Source organism: Collimonas arenae (assembly GCF_000786695.1).
GTDB lineage: Bacteria > Pseudomonadota > Gammaproteobacteria > Burkholderiales > Burkholderiaceae_D > Collimonas > Collimonas arenae_A.
Genome location: NZ_CP009962.1, coordinates 4,250,163 through 4,270,492 on the forward strand (window position 1 = coordinate 4,250,163; position 20,330 = coordinate 4,270,492).

The following is a 20,330-nucleotide window of genomic DNA, read 5'->3' on the forward strand; positions in this document are numbered from 1 at the left end:
ATTCACCCGCCATCCCCTGAATCAAAGCCGATGGCTACGCCCATCGCTGTGATTAGCACGTATCCACAACGCTATTCTGTAATAGCGATTGCCGAGATGGTTATCGTGCCGATGCTATCCTCGTTCGCCTCCGAGTCAGTTTGAACACAGCGCGTCTGGCTGCAAATTCAATGTGACGCCGAAAAATTCCCTGCAGCACACGCATCGTCGTGACTGTGAGAGCCAACGCACTTATTCCAAATTTGCCCACTCCATTTTCTCTTCTATAGCAATGAATTCCGTATCAGTGCTTGCTGTGTTTGCTAGAAATAGCTGATGCTGAAGTGGGCGGAGGCGGTACGATGCGCACTGTATTTTTTACGCATCAATGCCGCATCTCACTTCACCGATGGCTTCATCTATTTCTAATCCCTAAAGAATTAGCATTCGCCTTTTTTCTCATGGCCAGGTGGGCAATGATCTCGGCCATGATCATGGTGATCCCTGTCTTCATCTTCGTTATGACGATGATTTTTATCGTCTCCGTGATAGCGATTATGTTCTTGCCATTCGCGTCGCTCCCAGTAACGATGGCCGTCATAGTATCGATCTCCATGCCAACCAACCACAACAACCGGGGCTGGAGCGACGACAACAGGAGCTGGCACGCCAATATTGATGCCCACGTCGATGGCATGCGCGGAACCGGCAAGTACGATTCCGAGGCTGATGATCGCAGAAGCAATAAGTGTATTTTTCATGATCTCTTTCCAGACAGTGTTTTTAAAATGATCCTGGAAATCGATTGCGACAAATTTTTCGCGATGAATCGCCTATCCAGTTTGATCAAAACGGGATCCATCACGTTGTAGTTGACCACCCCAATTGGAAGTCACAATCTTTAACGTTATCCCACCCATTTTCCTTTTCTGGTTGTGGCCGGTATGTAACGACCTCAATGCCATGGCCACGCACCGACGATGAATTATCGTTTGCGCGAGATCGTTGAAAAATTAATGTAACGCTGATCTGGATGCAAACCACAATATGTTCCTCTGAAATAGCGTGACGGACCAAGCTCTTGGTTTACGAAAGTAACAATGATGTTCGTGCCCTCTCCCCAAGCGTTTGGAGGATGGAGAAGCCCACTGCATCAGCAGTGACGCAATATGACGAACTTTAACAATTGACTTTCTATTTCTGCGAAATACCGGTTACACCTTCAACCTCTATGCCGCGCATGCTGTCGTATTAAAAGCAGCAGAGCATCTGCCGTATATATGGTCTGCATTCATTGCATTTATGAACGAGGTGATTTTGCAATTGTTCACATTATTTGCGTCAACACGCTTCAAACTACTGACGTTATCTAGGCTTGTGGGAAATGCCCACTACTACCAAAGGATGCATACACCATGAATAAAATTATCTCCGCCGTCGCTATTGCAGCATTTTCCATCGGGACTGCCTACGCGCAAATTCCTGCTCAACCCAATGTCAACGCAATGGCAAATGGTGCTGTCGATGCCGCCAAGAATTCTGCAACTACTACTGCGAAAACTACAGCGACAAATATCACGAACAATGCTGCATCAGCTGTCGCCGCCAAAGTGGATGCCAAAACAACCCAGGCTGTAACCCAGCCAACGAGTGCGCCGTCTGCTGCCGGACAGGCCGCCGCCAATGAAAAACCAGTGAAAGCAACAACCCACAAAAAAAGTGCGAAAAAGCATCACAAGAAAGCGTCCGGCAATGCTGTGAAGCCCGCAGCTTAATCACGGAACTGGTATGAAAAAGGCTCTGCAGCGATGTCGAGCCTTGTTGTTATGCCAGTGGCTTGGCAACGGTTTTTTTCAATATAAATAGTTTACCAACGAGAGAGAATTAACGATGAATCGAAATAAAATCAGCGCAGCACTCCTTATCCTGTTCAGTGCATCCGCACTCAACGCATCGGCGCAAAATGTGCCTGCATCAACCTACAATCCTTCCTGGTACGTCGCGCCAAGCGTGAATCTGTTGGATGCGGATGCCCGCTTCCTGGGTGGCAATGACAAGAACGGTCCCGGCGCTGCATTGCGCTTTGGCCGCGCCGTTTCGCAAGACTGGGATGTGCAGCTGGGCGCAACCTATGGACAAGCCAAAGATAAAGATGTGGGCATTACCTATAAACGCAGCACATTAGGTGCTGACGCCTTGTACATGTTTTCGCGTGGCGCATTCCAACCATTCCTGCTGGGCGGCGCTGGCGTCGAATTTGACAAGGTCAACAACAATGGTCTCGGCGGCAGTGCTTCCAAGACGGCGCCATACCTGAATATCGGCGCCGGCTTGCGCTATGCCTTTAGCGATCAATGGAGCATGCAAGCCGATGTGCGGCGTTCAGTCGGATTTCTCGGAAACAATAGCGATTTCGGCTTTAAGCGGGCCAACAACACGACGTTCGGTCTTGGCTTGATCTATACGTTCGACAAAGCGCCCGCTCCTGTAGTTTCCGCGCCGCCGGCACCGGAACCACGGGTAGAAGCTCCGCAACCACAACCAGCGCAACCGCGTTTTGAGAAAATCACGTTGTCGTCGACTCAGTTGTTTGGTTTCGATAGCGCGACGCTGCGCCTGCCGCAACCGAAACTCGACGAAATCGCTACCTCGCTGGCCGCCAATTCGCAAGTTAACAATGTCGTCGTCAGTGGCTACACCGATCGGCTAGGCTCCGACAAATACAATCTGAAGCTGTCGCAACGCCGCGCAGATTCGGTCAAAACCTATCTGGTGAATCACGGCGTTACTGCCAACCGCCTGACTGCCGTCGGCAAAGGAAAAGCCAATCCTGTAGTCGAATGCAATGAAAAAAATCGGGTCGCGTTGATTAAATGCCTGGAGCCGAACCGTCGTGTTGAGGTGGAACAGATCACAGTCGAAAAACAGGTGCGTTAAGTCGTTGTCGTTGTTCATTGACTGAGAACGATTTTGGATCGCTCTCAGTCAAACCGACTGTTGCATCAGATGGCGATGTAAATACTTAATCTCACAGATGTAGCACTGAACCGCCGAAAGGCGGTTTTTTTGGGGAAGCTGGAAATCAAAAAAGCACGCTGGCGCGATTTTCCGGGTATCACAGTCCGCTAAAAAGTTGCGCTACCGTGATACTCAATGCTTTAGCCAAAGTCTCTATCGCAGATAAAGAAGGATTGCGAAGTCCTCTTTCAATGCCGCTGATGTAGGTGCGGTCAAAACCACACATGTGAGCAAAACCTTCCTGAGAAAGAGCGCGCTCTTTCCTCAGTTCTCTTATGCGTTCACCGAAGCGTATCGATAAAGTTTTCATATAAGCGTTACCCCATTTTGTAGACTAATCGAACACGGACTAATCGTCACATGTTGCAATATTAACTAATCATCACTCTTGGATTTTCAGCTACCTTGGATCACCAAAAGCCAGTCTCGATTTCAAGTTATGGATAAGGAGATATCGATAAACAACATCCACGCTCGTCATTCAGAATCCGCCGCACTGGCTCCAGAGCGTTCCAAAACATCAGCAAATCCACTCAAAGAATCCAGCAGCGTCTCACTGTATCTTTTTACCAAGAGGATGATTCTGAAATACTTTGGATACGAATGCTTGGCCCCAGACTTAAACGAGCCGGCTTTGCGCCCAATACCCCATTGCGCGTCAGGATCATGAAGGGTTGCCTTATGATCACCAGCGACTAAGATAATGCAGCCAGGCGATCAAATATCTGTCAAGGTGAAACGCACTTTGGCGTTAAGCGATCCCAGACAACCACGAACCGTTCGCGCATCTCACATCAGAAATGACAATGCCTCCTCCCAACGTCTTTCCCTCGTTCAAAAGCGATGAGGCCAAAGAACGGTATATCGCGGCCTACGACGCCCTGCTCCGGGACTGGCCGGTTCCTTACCAGGAGCTCAATCTGGCGACCCGCCTTGGGCCGACGTATGTGATCGCCAGCGGTCCTGCGGATGCGCCCCCGCTCGTGCTGCTGCCCAGTTTTGCGGGAAGCGCCACGATCTGGCGGCTGAACGTCGCGAGGCTGAGTCGCCACTACAGAATCTATGCTGTCGACGTGATCGGCCAGCCAGGGAAAAGCCTGACGAATCGGCGACTGCGCAACCGGCACGAATACGCCAATTGGCTGGTCGATCTGCTTGACGCTTTGGACGTACAGCGCGCATCGATCGTGGGATGTTCTTTTGGCGGCTTCTTGGCTTTGAACCAGGCTTCGCTTACGCCTGAACGGGTCGATCGCGTGGTGCTTATCAATCCGGTCGGCACCTTCGCTTCGCAATTCTGGAAGTTGTTCTACTCCGCGCGGATAAAACGGCCAATTGTGAAACTGGGCCGCCGCCTTGTAGGCAGCAAAAAAATCCCCAGTCTTGCCGATTTAGGCATCCGCCCACCGCGGGATGCCAAGTGGAGCGCTCTGATGGCGACAATGATGTCTTCGGTTTCCAAGTTGAGCATCATTACGCCCTCAGTACTCAGTGGCCGTGAACTGCGTTCCATACGCACGCCTGCATTGCTGCTGATCGGCGACGCGGAGAAGCTCTACGATCCCGTGGCGATGTTGACTCTGGCGCAGAAACGTATGCCAACTCTCAAGGGCGGAATCGTGCCAGACGCTGATCACATTGCCGCAATGGCGCAGCCCGACGACGTCAACGAGCGCATCATACGGTTCTTGCAATCAGACGACGATGCAATGGATGTCGTTTCACAATGACGGATCAGGCGTTATATAAGCCTTGGCGACCGGATTGTTTCATGTATGCCTGGACTACTTTGTCATGGTTGCAGCGTGCGTAACTTCGTCGCGATGTCTGCAGCGGTGCTGGCAACGATCTGCTGGTAAGCCGCAACTACGCTGTCTGTCCGATCCGAAACCGGCAACCCTGCTTTCGTACGGCCTGCCGTCAATTCTCCATCCGTTACTCGCTGTACGGTCCAGTTGATGATGGCGTTGACGCGCTTGCCAGGTTCCGCGTCCAGATTCACCACTTCGATGGTAATCCGGTACAGTGGGGCCAAACCGGCAATGTCCTGATGGTAGGTATCGACGGCGCCGAGGCTGGCCTGTAACTGCTGTGAGAGCGCATCGCGCAATTCATCAGGAAGCGGCGCCAGCCAGCGGTCTTGCTCCATCAACTTGAGGCTGCCGTTTGCATTCTTCAAAAGCAGGTTGCTACGATTGAGGCGCTCCGGTACGCGAACGGGAGCCACTTCGATCAGCATCGGCTGTCTGGCCTGAATGGAGATCGATGCAGTGGCAATACCGGCTGCCGGCTCTCGCGCCAAAGTGTAATACCGCACTTCCGGCGAAGCGCATCCACTCAGCAACGCAGCGGCAAGGAGCAATCCCGCAGGCAACACAGATCTATTGACACAGGTAATCATGGTTTCTCCGTATCTGTCTTGCCGCGTATCACAGCTTCGGGATGCCGCTCCAGATAATCGGTCAAGGTGCGCAGTGAAGTTGCGGCGCGCGTCAGCTCCTGCATCATGCGGCGCGCATCCTGCTGCACCGGCGCATTTGGCGAGAGCGTACCGTTGACTGCCTGCAGCGTCTTGTGCGCGTCCTGCAGCGCTGCAGTGACTTCCGGCATGACATCACCATTGAGCCGGTCAACCAGCTTGTCGGCGTTGTTCAACAGCTTTTCCAGCCCGGCCATCGAGGTACGCAAGTCCTGGCCGATCTGCTCGAACGGCACCTTGTCGACCTTGCTGACAATATCGCCCAGTTTGTTCTGCAACTCATCGAGAGTGCCAGGAGTCGTGGCCAACTCCGGCATCGGGCCATCGATGCTGACGTTGACCGGCGGTGCTTTTGGGAAAAAATCAAACGCCACGTAGAGCTGGCCGGTCAGCAAGTTGCCCGTACGTAGTTGTGCCCGCATGCCGCGTTTGTTCATGGTTTCGGCAATGTTGCGTGCTTGCTCTTTGTTCTCCAGATCGCGTGGACTGATACCCAGCCGGGATGGGTATAACTCCACCACAACAGGTATGCGGAAGATTTTCTTATCGCGCTGGTATTCGATGCCGATCGAGCGCACCTGCCCGACCACGATGCCGCGAAAATCCAGCGGCGCGCCCGGCGACAAACCACGCACGGACTGGTCGAAATTGAGTACTGCCAGAGAGGGCGCCAACTCATCTGGCGCCTTCATCGCCTCGGCCTGGTCGCCGGCGAGCATGAACTCTGTGTTCTCGCTGGCCGCGACGGCGGCATTGGCATTCTCCGATGCCTGGAAAGCCACGCCGCCCAGTAATACAGTGGCGAGCGACTGTGTGTTGACCTTAAGGCCGCTAGCGTCGAGCTTGATATCGAAACCGCTGGCGTGCCAGAAACGCGTATCGGTGGTCACCAGCTTGTCGTATGGCTGGTTGACGAAGACCCGCAAGGTGATATCTCTGCCGTTGGGATCAAGCTGGTAAGCCACCACTTGGCCGACCTGTACGCGCCGGTAGTAGACCGGCGAGCCGATGTCGAGCGAACCAAGGTCGGCGGCATGCAGCACGAATTGCTTGCCGGAGGCATCGGTAGTCACAGCCGGGGGTGCTTCCAGCCCGGTGAAGATGTGCGTGCGCGCCTCCGACTTGCCGGCATCGACGCCGATATAGGCGCCGGAGAGCAACGTCTCCAGGCCCGAGATGCCAGAGATGGCAAAGCGCGGACGCACCACCCAGAAGCGTGTGTCTTGGGCCGAAAAACTTTCGCAATCGGTTGTCAGCGCGATAGTGGCCACCACATGCGAACGGTCCGGCGCCAGGCGAATCGACTTGACCAGGCCGATGTCGACCGCCTTGTAGCGCACCACTGTCTTGCCGGGCGTCAGTCCTTCGGCATCACGGAAGGCCACGCTAATCTCCGGTCCCTGCCCTGTCAGCGCGTGGACCAGCAATGACAAGCCGACTGTGGCGGCAACGACCGGAATCAGCCAGACAAGCGAAGGTAGCCAACGTGCACGCTGGCGCAGTTCCGGTTGTGGCGGCGAAGGCGCTGCCGGAGGATCGGAAGAATTAAGTTGGGTCATCATTTGCGTCCAGCGACTCCCACAACAAACGGGGATCGAAACTGAAGGAGGCCAGCATGGTGAGTACCACCACGCAGGCGAAGGCCAGGGCTCCGGGGCCGGGAATAATTGTGGCCAGTTGGCCTGCATGCACCAGTGCAGCCAGCATGGCGACGACAAAAATGTCGAGCATCGACCAGCGCCCGATCGCCTCCACCAAGCGGTATAACCGGGTCTGTTGCCGGATGCGCCAGGTAGAACGGGAATGTACCAACAGCAACAGCACCATCAGGATTGCCATCTTCAGCAACGGCACCACCACACTGGGAATCAGCACCAGGATGGCCAGCCCCTTGGAACCGGATATCCAGAAATAGACTATGCCGGAGAGAATCGTATCGCGAGAGGTGCCGAAGACGGACTGCGTGCTCATCATTGGCAGCAAGTTAGCGGGGACATGGAGGATCATCGCCGAGATCAGAAAAGCCCAGGTACGCGCCAGGCTATCAGGCTTGCGATAGTGCAGAACGGTATCGCAGCGTGGGCATGACTGGCCATCGAATGCGCGCGGACTGAGCAAGTCGCAAGCGTGGCAGGACACCATTCCCGACGAAGCGCTGCCGGGCAACGGCGCGCTCACTGCGGCGCCTTTGCCAGATACTGCCGCAGGTCGCGCGGATCAAACGACAGCATGGCAGCCAGCACCACCACCAGCAAACCGAACGACCATAATCCAACACCTGGCATGATCTCGGCCATGCTGGAGAGTTTGGCCAGCGTCACCACTACGCCGAGCAGATAGATCTCAATCATGCCCCATGGGCGGCCTAGCTGGATGATACGCACGATACGTTCGAATCCGGGCGGCACGCGCTTACGCCTCATCAGCGCCAGCAGGTACAGTATCATCAGCATCTCTGCGAGCGGAAACAGGATGGTGGTCGCACATACCAGTACGGCTACCAGCGCCATATGATCCGCGTAGAGCGCCGCCACCGCACCCCAAAGCGTGGTCTGCGTGCGTATGCCCATGAGATCAATTTCGACCACCGGACAAATATTCGATATCGAAAACAAGATGAGCGCCGTCATTGCCAACGGCAGCAGACGGTAATATGCACGGGCGCTTTCGCGGTACAGCACGCCACCGCAGCGCGAGCACAGGGCGCGCCCGCCCTCGGCGAGATCGGCGCGCTGATAAACGGCATCGCAGTATTTGCAAGCGATCAGATGCGGAAAGCCGGCGACGGAAACCGAAGCGTCGCTCGCTGCAATATGGTTCGTCATGGTATTCAACTATGAGATGGCTGCGGCTGGCGTTACGCCAGCCTGGAATACCATCCTGTCGATGATGGCAATGGTTGATTCTCGCTGGGCCGCATCTTGTTCAGTAGGCGGAACGGCCAATGCCGTTGTGGAACTGATCGACTTGAGCGGCCCAGCCGCTCACTTTAATTGCGCGACCAGTGCGTCTGCGCCTTTCTCAATACCGGCTTTCGACGCAGCTAACGATCCCATCGTCGCGCCTATATTCCAGGGACTAGGATATTGCTTCGTGATGAAGGCACTAAGAAGCCGGTCATTTGGCGCATCGTAAATCTCGACCGCGTAGATCACTGATCCAGTGAATAACCCCTCCTTGCCGCGAGCCGTTTGTACCGCGTTGTAGGGGCCGCCTCCGAGATCAAAACGTGAAAACGTGCTGAGAACCGGCGTACTGGTGGCTGCACCTGTCAGCGTGAGCTTGACGCGTAGGGTGTTCGCGGACGCATTGCTGGTGACCAGGAAGCGCGTCTTCAGCTTTTCAGTGAATTGCGTCTGCATATAGCTAACGAGTGTGGCCTTGTCTTTTTCATCCATATCGCCAAACTGCTGGTCCGGGCCCCGGTAGGCCGTCACCGGATCAATGATGATCCGATTGTATTTGCTCCAATCGACGGGGGTCGAATAGCTGTAGGGAATGCGGCCGGAATCGTCCTTCGTATTGGCCGTCAGTACGGATGACGACGAGATGCCGGAATACGGCACCGGCTGGATACTGCTGCAAGCCGCCAGGGCAACGCCGCATAAAACGACCAGCGCCAGCCGGCTCGCCTTCATGGATAGGGTCATGTCACATTCCTTTTCAGATTTTCCAGAGATTGAAGGTCATCGCCTGACGAGCGTCGATGACCAGTAGCCGAGAAGCATGCCGCCGGATACAGGCGAGCCTGAAATCAAGCTGGAGGCTGCCTCAGAAACGATGCTGGATTGCTATCGGAATCCTTCCACAGCCGCGCTCACACTTACTCTGGCGCCCAATATAGCACCGAATCATCAATTTGCAAACCGTCTGGTCGGTTTTTAAATAAGAAGTTTTTTCCGATATCCAATCGCGAGGATATAAGCCCCATCCCCTGCTGGACGTAGTGCATTCAAGGCTGGATTGGCGTACGTCCCCGCTCTCTCAAGGATCCGAGAGCAAGTAATAGCAAGTAATGGATCTTCTAAGAGGCTGTTGCGAACACACCTGGCGTTGTTGCCCTTGCAAGGCCCACCCGGGCTTGCAAGCCCGGGCCTTTCTGCAGGCAGACGACAGTGTCGTCCGAAACCCCTGCTACACCCTCCTAGCCATCTGTGTTCGCAACAACCTCTAAGTCTTCAAGGGAGTTGACCATTGCTGGCCGTCGAGCAGACGATCAAACAGACGCTCGCGCTCTTCCTTCGAGAGCGGACAGAGTCCCAATATGGAGGTCAAGAGCAATCCCCTGGCTGCTGCCCAACGCAGCGTCGCCAATTCCGGATCCGCCGCCTCCCCCTGGATGGCTTCAATCTTTTTGGCATCGTTTTCCCGGAACATGGATAAAAGGCTAGGATCTTCGCCAATCCCGCCGAGAATGGCGAAGGCGATCGATTGCGGATCATTGATGGCTTCGCGCGCGACCGCAATCTGCGTCGCCAGTTGGGCCTCCGGCGTTGCAGGCCCCAGCTTGGCCATATAGTCCTGGGAAAATTTCTCGAAATATTCGGCCTGATGTTCCAGCAACGCTTTCAACACTGCCGCCTTGCTGCCGAATTGATGCATCACCCCACCCTTGCTGATACCGCCTTCGCGTGCGATGGCGTCAAGCGTTAGCCGGCCTGGACCGTCGCGCACGATAATGGCTAGCGCCGCCTGGATGATGAGGCTGCGGGATCGTTCCGAGCGGGTGGTATTGTCCAATGCCTGTCTCCATCGCGGGAACGCCCGCCAAATCCATGACGATAGCGTGGAATGAGGACAGAAACAATCTTTCCGGTTTGTTTTTTTGCGATTTCTCTCCACGTACGACGCTGTAAACAGAGATAACAGAGATAACAGAGATAACAGAGATAACAGAGATAACAGAGATAACAGAGATAACAGAGATAACAGAGATAACAGAGATAACAGAGATTGTTAAGAATCGGCGCCGTACTGGTTACGCATGCGCCGCAGTCAGTCTCCATGTGAAGCAGATGCGAGCGTATTCGCCAGCAGAGCCGCAATACTCGACGAGGGATCACACTCCTGACAAACAACAGCAGATTTTGCGCGCCAGCATCTGCAGCTATTGCCGACGCTCCTGACGCCAGCTCCCCCGTGAAACACGCGCTCCTTCTCAAAAGCCTGTCATCAAAGGGTCAAGCCTGACTTATATCCGCTGCTCTTAATTTTTTCCACCAAGAAATAACACACCTGATCGCAACGCATCAATCCCTTGATTGAGCAGAGACCAGCATCCGCACATGGCGGCCGGCATTATCCAGATAGATCGACTGTGTATAAAAACACACAAAAATTTCTTTGCAGAAATGTAATTTGAAAACAAATGTTAACAAGTGTGCATTTTCTTATGCATAGGGTTAATTCATTTGATAACAATTGTTAAAACAACGCGCTTGATGTTAGACGAGGCAATCGATCTCTACGATGATTTCCTAAGTGCATTCCTTATCAAAAGAAATATACACGACGACAAAAATGCCCCTTTTTCTGATCTAACCGGGCAAATGAAAAAGGAAATACAGATATTGAATTTGCTTTGAGTAAATATTTTGAAAAATGGCAATGTGAAAAAGTGCTACCGCACAACAGCACGACACGATGAATAAAATTGCTATTCTTGATAACGACACCAGTCATGCCGATCTGATTTGCAAGGCGCTCACTTCTTTTGGATACAGCTGCCACGCCTATGGAAATCATGGACAGATCATCACTCGGTTGGACAGCCGTAACTACGACATGGCGCTGCTCGCAACGGACGATGTGGTCAATCTGACGATGCTGCAATGGATCAGGGACAATCTTCCCGCAAATTTTCCAGTAGTTGTTATCGGCAACCGTTCAGGCGAAGACGACGTCGTCAGAGCGCTCAACGCCGGCGCCGACAACTATATTGCCAAGCCGGTCCGCACCAGAGAACTGGCGGCGGTGATACAGGCGCTGATGCGCCGCACCTACTCGGTCCAGCCGCAGCACGACCTGCTGCGATTCGACAGCTATGCCTTCCATACCCGAAGCTACTCCCTGACCATGGCAGACAGGCCGATTAAAATGACCGACAAGGAATTCGAGTTGGCGCTTCTGTTGTTCAGCAATCTCAACCAAGTGATTTCGCGCACCTATATTCTTACCTATGTGTGGGGGCACACCGTGCCGACGCGTTCGCTGGACGTACATCTGGCGCGCATACGCCGGAAGCTGCAGCTGGGATCAAAATCGAGCTATCGCCTGATTTCGATTTACGCCCAAGGGTACAAACTGAGCGGTCCGTTCGGCGATTGATACAAGAGCTTTCATGGGCTGGATGCGATTCCGGAGCATGGAATTTTTGCGAGAGCCGTATCGTCGATATCCGATGTCGAATTGATTTTTTGTGCCTCAGAGCAGAGGAAAACCGGCGTCAGCTTTGATTTCGCGTAAAGAGAGCATGGATTCGACCGACGTCACGCCGGGCAGCGTGCGCATCACATCGCGCATGAAGGCGCCGTATTCATCAAGATCGCGCACGGCAATCTGCAGCAGATAATCCGCCGACCCGGAGATGTTGTGGCATGAAACGATACGTTCGATCGCCAGGATTTCACGTTCGAAGCGGTCCGACAAGGCGCGGTCATGGATATTGAAGCGGATTTGTGCGAACGCAATGACGCCGATATCCAACGCTTTACGCGACAGCACGGCGCGATACCCCTCAATGTAGCCGGCATTTTCCAGTTGCTTCAAACGCCGTGCGCAAGGCGTTTCACTCAGACCGATCCGTTCCGCCAGCTTGGCGATCGGAATGCGGCCATCCTGGCGGACAGCGGCAAGAATTGCACGATCGGTTTTATCTAGATTTTTCATAATTGGATTCCGCCATAATATTTTCATATATTAGTGCATTACTTCAAATCAACCGATTAAATCACGTAAATTTGCCTTAAAACACTAGATAACATGCGGCATCATCTAGCCTTCAATACGGAGGTTGTACATGGTTTCGCTTCACCTGCTTTCAGTCTTTATCGGTGCGCTAGTGGTTGTCTACGCACTACCTGGCCCGGACATGGCGCTGGTGTTGCAGACCAGCACCAGTAAAGGAATCAGGCAAGGACTGGCGACGGCGGGCGGCCTTGCCATCGCGCGTACTGCGCATGTGACGCTCTCCGCTTGTGGCGTAGCCGCCCTGCTGCGCGGTGCGCCATGGCTGTATAGCGTGGTACGGATAGCGGGATCCGTGTATCTGGCGTATGTGGCAATACAGATTTTCCGCTCCCCTGGATTCGGCGTCACCGATGCAGTAGAGCCGCAACAGCGCGATGCCAGCTTGCGCTCGGCGGTCCTCAAAGGCATGCTGAGTTGCCTGCTGAACCCCAAGGCGCTGCTGTTCTGCTCAGTGCTGTTGCCGCAGTTCGTGCATGCAGACGCTGGTCCGGTATGGTCGCAAGTGCTGGAGCTCGGCGTCGTGCTGGTCGTCATCGGCGTGATGTTTGACCTTGCGCTCACTTTCGGCGCGGCCAGGATCGCAAACTGGCTACGCGGCAATCCGCGCGCCCAAATCATGCAGCGCTGGACATTCTCAGCTGCGTTGATGGCATTTGCCTTACGTTTGTCAGTGGAGTGAAACGAATGCCCGGAATCTGACCGGCATTCTGGGGGCAATTATGCGCTCAACGATGAGCTGGTAGATTTTGCCCCATCAGGGGTGATTCGCTATGTATGTTTCTTTCTGATAGAAGTATGCGACGGCAGAGCGGATCGAAACCCGCTTGCCGCCACGCTCACTCATCATTGATTACTTGGCAGCGAGATCGAATTTACACACGAATGTCATCATCACTTCTGCTACCGATCCATCCGCCGGTTTGACAAAAGTCGAGCCTTTCAAGGCGTCGCTGTGATCGACCTTAGCGCCGGAACCATCGAGTCCTGCAAACAGAATCTCTTTACTCAGGCGTAAAGTCTTGGCTTTGCAATCGTACTGGGTGAAATCCTGGTAGGACTGGAAAGTTGGCAATGCCTTGGTGTCGCCGTCATTCTTGCGTGGCTCTTTGAAATTCCACATTGACCATGCTTCCCGGATACCTTTGGTTTCCTTGATCGAGGCCTGGTCCAGCTTCAGTTCCGAGGTATCGCTCGAGCCGACGGATTGCCAGTCGGCGGCGTTAGCGACTACACAAGCGAGGCCGAGGGTAAGGGTGAGCGCTAATTTCTTCATGTAGTTTTCCTTATAAGGTACGTGCTGGGTTCGACTTCGCATAGTAAACATAATTCCCGCCGCAGGGCGGCAAATTAGTAACAAAGTGAAAATCAAAAAGCCCCGCACATGGCGGGGCTTTTTGGAGTTGCAGCACTGGATTGATGCTGCGAACTGGCTTAGGCCTTAGGTTTTGACAAGCATTGCTTCATGAAAGCCTTGCGGTCGTCGCCCTTTTTACCGGTTGCATCAACATTGCATGCCTTCATTTTTTCTTGCTGCGACATAGGAGCAGCGGCTGCCGGCTTTGCGCTCAGACAATCTTTCATGAAAGCCTTGCGGTCGTCGCCAGCTTTACCGGTGGCATCTTTGTTGCACGTTGCCATCTTGCTTTGCTGTGCATTTTCGGCAAATGCCGGATTAAAAATAAAGCAGCAAGCGAGCAGTGCCAGACCTGACAGTTTTTTCATGGTTTTCTCTCCGTTTCCAACAGTTGGGTTATCTCCAGCAAAATCGCCGCCCAGCTGAATGCAGCGACTATGCGGCTCGCTGCATTACAGCACGAAATTTACCGCCTGCCAATATGTTGGCTATATGCATATGCGGATTTGCCATAAGAGACTGTTAGAGAGAATTAGAGGCAGTTCAAAGTGTCATTCTTAAAATGATATTCACAATTTGCATGACTCGTATGTGAAACCGAAATTGGATAAGTCATTTCAAAATGCCTATACTGCACTGCAACATAGAAGACGACATGAAAGGGAATATTATGGCTAGCATCTCTCCACCACTGCCGATGTCGGCACGTTCGATCACTCGTACCATGCAAGCTCAGGCGCGTTTTGATGCGCATTTCGACGGTAAGAATCCAGCTAAGCAACAACCAGGTCTGCTCGACAAAATATTGGCAGTCTGGAGCGCGCCCTACAAAAAAATGGGCGGTTCTTTCCTGCGCTTCTGAATTTAGCGAGTTCGTTGGTTGATATCACTAGCCCCGCCGCCTGCGGGGCTTTTTATTGTCCGCAGCATGGCGCGGCTCCCGAGTTACCCACAGAAAGTGTGCGCAAGCCTGTTGATAACCTTGCCGTAAAAATTCTAAGCTTATGATTTATATGATTTTTTAAGTACTGCATCAGACCGGGTCAATTGCTGCCGAAAGCCGCCCATGATATGCATCGCAACCCAATTTCAGTTTGTACAGGTAAAAAAAAAGCCCGCTCACCTTGCGGTTGCGGGCTGAATCCAAACCTTAGGAGGTGTTGGAGGAGACAGGTGTAACTATATGGCATTGCAACACTGTCGTCTGCTTTATTTGCCTGATAACAGTTATTAGATATCTATATATCAGCGTCAGATATTTTCATCCATTTGCGCAAACGCCGGATTTATCGTCATTTGTGCTTGCCGTCATGGCCACGGCAAGCATCAGCCCGCGCCTTGCGCATGGCGCCATCTTTGCAACGCATGACGCTATGGGTGTTCATCCGATGATTGCCATCGTAAAAGGATTCTGGACGCCGGTCGTTCCTGGCATCGGGATGCCCTTCCAGTCCCATGCCAGGCTGCGGCCGATCTTGCGCATAAACCACGGGGGTGACCGCAAGCAATAGCGTCAATATGCTCAACATTTTTTTCATATACCGGACCTTTCGTAATGACTTCACTCACAAAATCGATCTCTGATACGACGACTTAACGTTGAGTCAATCTACGCTCTTTACGTTCCGCTGCCTAAAAATTTCTTTACGGTTCTGTATCAGATTGTAAGGCGCGAGATTGCAGATCCAGGTATAGCGCCTCCCCCGACAAGGGCTGCAAGCCGGTCCCCTCGGCAGCATGGATCAGCGCGACGATATGGCGATTGGCGGGGGCACCCTTGCCCAGCGATTGCGCCAGGCAGACAATCGCGCCGTTCAGATAATCCACTTCAGTACGACGCCCTGCCCGCAAATCTTCCCACATCGACGAGCGTGCTTCAGGATCGATTTTCAGCATCGCCGCCGCGATCCGCTTGAACAGTGAATCAGGCAGGCGCAATAGCATCGGCAGGAACTGCGGAGCGACCTTGGCGATTTTGGCGGGACGGATTCCGGCCGCGCGCAGCACCTGCAACGCCTCCTCAATCAATAAAGCCAGGCAGCGCCGATATGCACGCTGCGACAATTCGCTCTTCAGCGGCAAATCCGACAGCGCATTCACGGCGTTGTTCAGATTCAGCAGCAACTTGCCCCATTGGATGGCGGCGAAATCATGGCATTGCTGTATCGGCAAACCCGCTTCGCTGAAAATTGCATGCCACTGTTCTAGCCTGGCGCATGCCTCGATCATCAGCTCTCCGCCGCTGCCGCGATGAAAGCGGCTACCTGCCATCTGCACCACGTTGAATGGCACCATGCCGGCCAACACCTGCCAGCCAGTCATCGCGCCACGCAAGGTATTGGCATTGCCGACGCCATTCTGCAGGCTGACGATCAGCGCCTCGGGCTTGGCGTATTGCGCAATCGCAACCGCCGCTGCCGCGCTGTCGGCGCTCTTGACCGTGACCAGGATCAGGTCCGCTGCGGCCAGTGCAGAGGGATTTTCGTCATAGGGGAAATCATGCGCCTCAAGCTGCTGCCGGCGACCATCCAGATCGGTGAGCAGCACGCCTTGGCTGGCAATCTGCCGATGCATGCGAGCGCGGCCGATCATGACCACATCGGCGCCGGCGGCGTAGAGCGAAGCGCCGATGTAGACGCCAATCGAACCGGCGCCGAAAACGGCGATTTTCATTGTGACGCCACGATCTGCAGCCATCAGTAAGCGATATGCAGGCGACGATACAGGAAGCCCAGTACAAACAAAGGGCCGATCAGCAAGAAGCGCAGATCATCAAAAAACGATGGCTTCTTGCCTTCTATTTTGTGACCGATGAATTGTCCTATCCAGGCAATCACAAACACCGTAATTGACACCGGCAACACCAGATGAGGAGGTAAAAAGTAGAGCAACGCCAGCATCGCCCCCGACATCAGCAGCATGCCGACCGCAAACGGCGCCGACAAGGAAAAGTAGTACAGCAAGGAAGCCAGCGCCGCTGCCACGGCAACCAAAGGATGGATCGCCCACAGCAAACCCAGCAAGGTGAAGACGATCACCGGCACGCAAATGAAGTGAATCACTTCGTTGACCGGATTCAAGTGGCTTTCGGAGTATTTGGCGAGCAAGGTGTCGATAGCACGGCCTGTTAGCGGCTGCGTATTCTGGTTCATGGCGGTCTCCGTTTATCTAGGTATACAGCCATCTTAGATCATCATTTTTACTCGCGCTTGAACGCAATCGCCATCTTTTGCAGCTCCGAGGGCACTACCCCGAAGGTATTGCGAAAGGTGCGGCTCATATGCGCCAGGTCGGCAAATCCGGCGCTGTGCGCGGCATGTGTCATATTATCGCCACGCGCGACCGCTTCGACCGCAGCCATCAAGCGCGACCATAACAGGTAGCGCGACAACGACAAACCGGTCTGCTGGCGAAACAGATGGGTAAAGCGGCTGGCCGATAAATGCACGCCGGCAGCCAGTTCCGCGCCGCTAGGTGGCTGCTGTCCAGGACGCAAGGCAATCGAAGCCAGCGCTTGGCTGATCCGGTGATCAAACCCCGGCCGTGCGCGGTCGTACAACGAGGTACACGCCAGCCAGTCCTGTGTCAACTGCCCGGCGCGCTGCAGATCAAGGCTGCCGTGCCGCGCCAGATCGAGTCCGTCACGCACCGGCTCAAAGGCATCGACGCAGTCATAGTCGGCGACCAGCACGCTCTGCGCAGCCGGCGAACGCTGCGGCAACTCGACGAACAGGTGCGCCAGCAACCTCGCTTCGCAGTGAATCTGGTGCGGCTGGTTGGAGGCAAAGATGGCGGCGCGCGTCGTCGTCCATGGCAGGTCCGGCGCCAGGCGGGCCTGAAACGGGGCGTCCAGGCCCCAGGTCAGCTGGGTTGCAAAATGCGCATGGAATTTGGAATCGATGCCGGGACCGATCACCAGGGAGCAGCCGCGCCAAAGAAACAGCAATGAGCGTTGCGTGTTCTTCAATCTTACTTTGCCTCGCAGGAAACCATGGTTGCTGGCGAAACTTCGGCCCGGGTCTTAAAATTTGTGGCAGGTGCAATTGCCCCATCGGTACAGATGCATTTTATGGAATATATGCTTTATCTCGTTCGGCACGCCGCCAAACAAGACTTCGGGAGCAGTCAGACCAAACACGCCGAGGCTGATCGATGGCTCCAGCGAAACTACCGCGTGCCAGGTGCGCTTCGGAATAAATAGCGCATCGCCGGCTTCCACCCGCGCATACAGACCTTGCGTTTTTTCAAATTCCTGGAGCTTGTCCGGTTGCTGATCAAGCCGCGAGATATTAATATCGCTCAGGACGGCGCCCCAGTCGAATTTCCGGGAAATGCACATATGCGGCGTTTGTTCAGGTGGGAACAGAATGAATTCCTTGCTGCCGCGAACCTGGCAAAACCAGTTATGCGGAAAGTCGTAATGCAGGCCGGTGACGGTATTGGCCGGCCCCATGAAGACATATTCCCAGGTCCAGCGCAAGCCGGGCCACAAATCCTTGATCGAGAAGTCATGGCGCAGCGCTGGAAACTCGTCGAGAATATTCCACTGCGCCAGATACATCCGATCCGGCTGGAACGATTGCATGTGTCCCCAGTCGAGAAAAAATTCCTCTTCAGGAGCCAGTTGATGCCGGCGACGGTCTGGCAGCAAGCCGGCATCGTCCGGCAGCGCATGTTTGGCCAGCTCCGCCAGTCCTTGCAGATAGGGGCCGACCGGCATCACCGGACGGTGCCGGGTCTGGCCCTGCTCCACCAAACCGTTCTGGAATTTCACCTGCGGCTCGGAACCGTCCTTGTAGCGCAGCGCCGCCATCTGTTCAAACGACCAGCCTTGCTGCGCCGGCCAGTTGCGCAATGCGCCCTTGACCAGCAAAGGCCGGGTACGCGCACCGAAGCCGCCGTCGCGCTGAAGCTGATCGGCATCGATCTGGTCGACTAACTGGAAGGATGGGCCGCGAATCGAAGTCATAAAGAATCAATAAAAAACCAAAAAAACTGGAAGAAAGGCGGCATTTCTAGATAATCTGCCTACCGTCATGCCCACGCAATTCCGTAGTTTAGCAGGATGCATCGGAGAAATTTTCTCCGATGTTTTTCTGCGATGTAAATGCATTCAACGTTTAGAAATTCCGGAAATCGTCCTGGATCATGCGGATCCGGTTGCCGCTGTTCAAGCGATTGATCAGCTGGGCTTGCGCGGCTTGCCAGAGCTGGTCACGGTCCATCACCGAGGTCGGCATTGCCGCCGCTGCCATACTGAAACCTGCTGAAGCCACGATCGAACTGTCCCGGCGCGCCGCGCGTGTTGCATGGGCAATAGGTAAGCGATAAGTGATCAATAAGCGCAGATAATAAAAAAAAGCCCGCCACCTTGCGGCAGCGAGCTAAATATCAACATAGGAGAGGATAGGCTCCGATAGACAACTCATTCTAGTAAGAATCGGACACTACCACACCTGTTAAATTTGACAGGTTTACAAACAGGAATTTATGATCCCATTTCACATTCGACAACATGTCATAAATTACTATTTAAACAATCATTTCATCAACGCGCTGCAGGCTCGCCTATTTCACATTGATACCGGGTCTTGGACAGACGACGCTCCCCCCACAGTAGCAATTGCTTCCCGCAGCCATAGCAAGGCAGGATCGTTCTGGTTACGTGGATGCCACGCAGCAAACAGGGAAAATCCGCGCGCCTGGAACGGTAGCGTGAAACCATCCAGCCGATCGCGATAACGTTCCAGAAAGCGGCTCGGCAAAGTCGACACGTAGTCGCTATTGCATAACAGATCAGGTACCAATGTGAAATTTTGTACGGATAGCGAGACTTCGCGTTGCCTTCCCAGTAATTCGAGATGCTCGTCCATGAACCCGTGAAAGCTGCCGCCACTGGTGGATACCAGCACATGCTTAAGCGCGCAATATTGATCCAGATCCAATGCGCCAGTGCCCCGTGGATGCCCTTTACGCTGCGCCATGACAAAGTGCTCGTCGTAGATTTTCCTGGCTTTCATCGAAGATGGCACCATGCGCTCGGAACCGAGCAGCAGATCGATCTCCGCCCGTTCCAGTTGCGTCGCCACCAGGCGCTGGTCTGCACTGACGAAAGCGACCCTGATACCGCTACCGGCCAACTGCGGCAGCCGCTCCATCAGGCACAAGCCGAGCACCGCGGTTGCATTATCGTTGGCGGCGATTACAAAACGGCGGCTGTCCTGCCAGGGATCGAACACCGGCCGCTGCCTGATCACGATTTGCAAGTCGCTAAGTGCAGCGTGTAAGGGTGCAATCAAGGCCAGTCCCCGCGCACTGGGAGTCATGCCGCGGCCGCAGTCTGCCGGTATCAGCAAGGGATCGTCGAAAATCTTGCGCAACCGCGACAACTGGGTGGACACCGCCGGCTGGGTCAGGTGTAGCCGCGCCGCCGCCTTGGTGACATTGCACTCCTCCAGCAAAGCATCAAGCGATACCAGCAAATTCAAATCTATCCCACGAAGATCAATCACATTGATAGGTCCTATGCCA

The 20,330-nt window shown here is 54.1% G+C and carries 25 protein-coding genes; 7 read left to right on the forward strand and 18 right to left on the reverse strand.

Features of this window, described 5'->3' with window-relative positions; genetic code table 11:
* Positions 1 to 419: 419 nt before the first annotated feature.
* On the reverse strand, positions 420 to 740 hold the full coding sequence (locus LT85_RS26135) for a hypothetical protein (RefSeq protein WP_081992514.1): 321 nt from the start codon (positions 738 to 740) through the stop codon (positions 420 to 422).
* A 654-nt stretch (positions 741 to 1,394) separates the two neighbouring features.
* Here LT85_RS26135 and LT85_RS18495 point away from each other — a divergent pair.
* Positions 1,395 to 1,754 (forward strand): hypothetical protein, encoded by a 360-nt coding sequence (locus LT85_RS18495; protein ID WP_038491771.1) that lies wholly within the window; start codon positions 1,395 to 1,397, stop codon positions 1,752 to 1,754.
* A 115-nt stretch (positions 1,755 to 1,869) separates the two neighbouring features.
* Positions 1,870 to 2,916 (forward strand): OmpA family protein, encoded by a 1,047-nt coding sequence (locus LT85_RS18500; RefSeq protein ID WP_038491774.1) that lies wholly within the window; start codon positions 1,870 to 1,872, stop codon positions 2,914 to 2,916.
* 178 nt (positions 2,917 to 3,094) lie between these two features.
* Here the strand turns inward: LT85_RS18500 and LT85_RS26140 are convergent, their stop codons facing one another.
* On the reverse strand, positions 3,095 to 3,307 hold the full coding sequence (locus tag LT85_RS26140) for a helix-turn-helix domain-containing protein (RefSeq protein WP_081992516.1): 213 nt from the start codon (positions 3,305 to 3,307) through the stop codon (positions 3,095 to 3,097).
* Between the two features lie 230 nt (positions 3,308 to 3,537).
* Between LT85_RS26140 and LT85_RS27585 the strand changes: the two genes are divergently transcribed.
* Positions 3,538 to 3,696, forward strand: a complete 159-nt coding sequence (locus LT85_RS27585; RefSeq protein WP_367379811.1) for a SymE family type I addiction module toxin — start codon at positions 3,538 to 3,540, stop codon at positions 3,694 to 3,696.
* A gap of 107 nt (positions 3,697 to 3,803) precedes the next feature.
* The gene (locus LT85_RS18505) at positions 3,804 to 4,727 is read left to right on the forward strand and encodes an alpha/beta fold hydrolase (RefSeq protein ID WP_038491776.1); all 924 of its coding nucleotides are present in this window, start codon (positions 3,804 to 3,806) and stop codon (positions 4,725 to 4,727) included.
* A gap of 62 nt (positions 4,728 to 4,789) precedes the next feature.
* On the opposite strand, the gene LT85_RS18510 is transcribed toward LT85_RS18505, so the two are convergent.
* The 6 genes from LT85_RS18510 to LT85_RS18535 all read right to left on the reverse strand — a co-directional run bounded on the left by LT85_RS18510 (position 4,790) and on the right by LT85_RS18535 (position 10,216).
* Positions 4,790 to 5,398: a PqiC family protein gene (locus tag LT85_RS18510; protein WP_052135303.1), complete on the reverse strand. Its 609-nt coding sequence runs from the start codon at positions 5,396 to 5,398 to the stop codon at positions 4,790 to 4,792.
* A complete protein-coding gene (locus LT85_RS18515) occupies positions 5,395 to 7,038 on the reverse strand; it encodes an intermembrane transport protein PqiB (RefSeq protein WP_038491779.1) in 1,644 nt (547 codons plus the stop codon). Before LT85_RS18515 ends, LT85_RS18510 begins: the two co-directional genes overlap by 4 nt.
* Positions 7,022 to 7,618 carry a paraquat-inducible protein A gene (locus LT85_RS18520; protein WP_052135562.1) on the reverse strand — a complete coding sequence of 199 codons (597 nt, stop codon included), beginning with the start codon at positions 7,616 to 7,618 and terminating at the stop codon, positions 7,022 to 7,024. Before LT85_RS18520 ends, LT85_RS18515 begins: the two co-directional genes overlap by 17 nt.
* A gap of 32 nt (positions 7,619 to 7,650) precedes the next feature.
* Positions 7,651 to 8,301, reverse strand: a complete 651-nt coding sequence (locus LT85_RS18525; protein ID WP_052135304.1) for a paraquat-inducible protein A — start codon at positions 8,299 to 8,301, stop codon at positions 7,651 to 7,653.
* Between the two features lie 159 nt (positions 8,302 to 8,460).
* Positions 8,461 to 9,126 carry a DUF3313 domain-containing protein gene (locus LT85_RS18530; RefSeq protein ID WP_038491784.1) on the reverse strand — a complete coding sequence of 222 codons (666 nt, stop codon included), beginning with the start codon at positions 9,124 to 9,126 and terminating at the stop codon, positions 8,461 to 8,463.
* A 520-nt stretch (positions 9,127 to 9,646) separates the two neighbouring features.
* Positions 9,647 to 10,216 (reverse strand): TetR/AcrR family transcriptional regulator, encoded by a 570-nt coding sequence (locus tag LT85_RS18535; protein WP_038491786.1) that lies wholly within the window; start codon positions 10,214 to 10,216, stop codon positions 9,647 to 9,649.
* Between the two features lie 903 nt (positions 10,217 to 11,119).
* On the opposite strand from LT85_RS18535, the gene LT85_RS18540 reads away from it, so the two are divergent.
* Positions 11,120 to 11,803 (forward strand): response regulator transcription factor, encoded by a 684-nt coding sequence (locus LT85_RS18540; protein WP_038491789.1) that lies wholly within the window; start codon positions 11,120 to 11,122, stop codon positions 11,801 to 11,803.
* A 96-nt stretch (positions 11,804 to 11,899) separates the two neighbouring features.
* On the opposite strand, the gene LT85_RS18545 is transcribed toward LT85_RS18540, so the two are convergent.
* Positions 11,900 to 12,364 (reverse strand): Lrp/AsnC family transcriptional regulator, encoded by a 465-nt coding sequence (locus LT85_RS18545; RefSeq protein ID WP_038491792.1) that lies wholly within the window; start codon positions 12,362 to 12,364, stop codon positions 11,900 to 11,902.
* 130 nt (positions 12,365 to 12,494) lie between these two features.
* Here LT85_RS18545 and LT85_RS18550 point away from each other — a divergent pair, with 130 nt between their 5' ends.
* A complete protein-coding gene (locus LT85_RS18550) occupies positions 12,495 to 13,124 on the forward strand; it encodes a LysE family translocator (protein ID WP_038491794.1) in 630 nt (209 codons plus the stop codon).
* A 171-nt stretch (positions 13,125 to 13,295) separates the two neighbouring features.
* Here LT85_RS18550 and LT85_RS18555 read toward each other — a convergent pair whose 3' ends face one another.
* Both LT85_RS18555 and LT85_RS18560 read right to left on the reverse strand, forming a co-directional pair.
* Complete coding sequence (locus LT85_RS18555) at positions 13,296 to 13,718, reverse strand: surface-adhesin E family protein (RefSeq protein ID WP_038491797.1); 423 nt, start codon at positions 13,716 to 13,718, stop codon at positions 13,296 to 13,298.
* Between the two features lie 158 nt (positions 13,719 to 13,876).
* Positions 13,877 to 14,167 carry a PsiF family protein gene (locus LT85_RS18560; RefSeq protein WP_038491800.1) on the reverse strand — a complete coding sequence of 97 codons (291 nt, stop codon included), beginning with the start codon at positions 14,165 to 14,167 and terminating at the stop codon, positions 13,877 to 13,879.
* 287 nt (positions 14,168 to 14,454) lie between these two features.
* On the opposite strand from LT85_RS18560, the gene LT85_RS18565 reads away from it, so the two are divergent.
* On the forward strand, positions 14,455 to 14,661 hold the full coding sequence (locus tag LT85_RS18565; protein ID WP_156117575.1) for a hypothetical protein: 207 nt from the start codon (positions 14,455 to 14,457) through the stop codon (positions 14,659 to 14,661).
* 430 nt (positions 14,662 to 15,091) lie between these two features.
* Here the strand turns inward: LT85_RS18565 and LT85_RS18570 are convergent, their stop codons facing one another.
* From LT85_RS18570 to LT85_RS18600, 7 genes are all read right to left on the reverse strand, one after another.
* The gene (locus LT85_RS18570; protein WP_156117576.1) at positions 15,092 to 15,337 is read right to left on the reverse strand and encodes a hypothetical protein; all 246 of its coding nucleotides are present in this window, start codon (positions 15,335 to 15,337) and stop codon (positions 15,092 to 15,094) included.
* 106 nt (positions 15,338 to 15,443) lie between these two features.
* Positions 15,444 to 16,472 (reverse strand): 2-dehydropantoate 2-reductase, encoded by a 1,029-nt coding sequence (locus LT85_RS18575; protein ID WP_038491808.1) that lies wholly within the window; start codon positions 16,470 to 16,472, stop codon positions 15,444 to 15,446.
* Positions 16,473 to 16,495: 23 nt separating this feature from the next.
* Positions 16,496 to 16,951 carry a DUF962 domain-containing protein gene (locus LT85_RS18580; protein WP_038491811.1) on the reverse strand — a complete coding sequence of 152 codons (456 nt, stop codon included), beginning with the start codon at positions 16,949 to 16,951 and terminating at the stop codon, positions 16,496 to 16,498.
* Between the two features lie 47 nt (positions 16,952 to 16,998).
* Positions 16,999 to 17,766, reverse strand: coding sequence for a helix-turn-helix transcriptional regulator (locus LT85_RS25565; RefSeq protein ID WP_052135305.1), 768 nt, complete (start codon positions 17,764 to 17,766; stop codon positions 16,999 to 17,001).
* A gap of 54 nt (positions 17,767 to 17,820) precedes the next feature.
* Positions 17,821 to 18,768 carry a cupin-like domain-containing protein gene (locus LT85_RS18590; RefSeq protein WP_038491813.1) on the reverse strand — a complete coding sequence of 316 codons (948 nt, stop codon included), beginning with the start codon at positions 18,766 to 18,768 and terminating at the stop codon, positions 17,821 to 17,823.
* Between the two features lie 151 nt (positions 18,769 to 18,919).
* Complete coding sequence (locus LT85_RS18595; protein WP_156117577.1) at positions 18,920 to 19,075, reverse strand: hypothetical protein; 156 nt, start codon at positions 19,073 to 19,075, stop codon at positions 18,920 to 18,922.
* 297 nt (positions 19,076 to 19,372) lie between these two features.
* Positions 19,373 to 20,311, reverse strand: a complete 939-nt coding sequence (locus tag LT85_RS18600; protein ID WP_038491820.1) for a LysR family transcriptional regulator — start codon at positions 20,309 to 20,311, stop codon at positions 19,373 to 19,375.
* Positions 20,312 to 20,330: the final 19 nt, after the last annotated feature.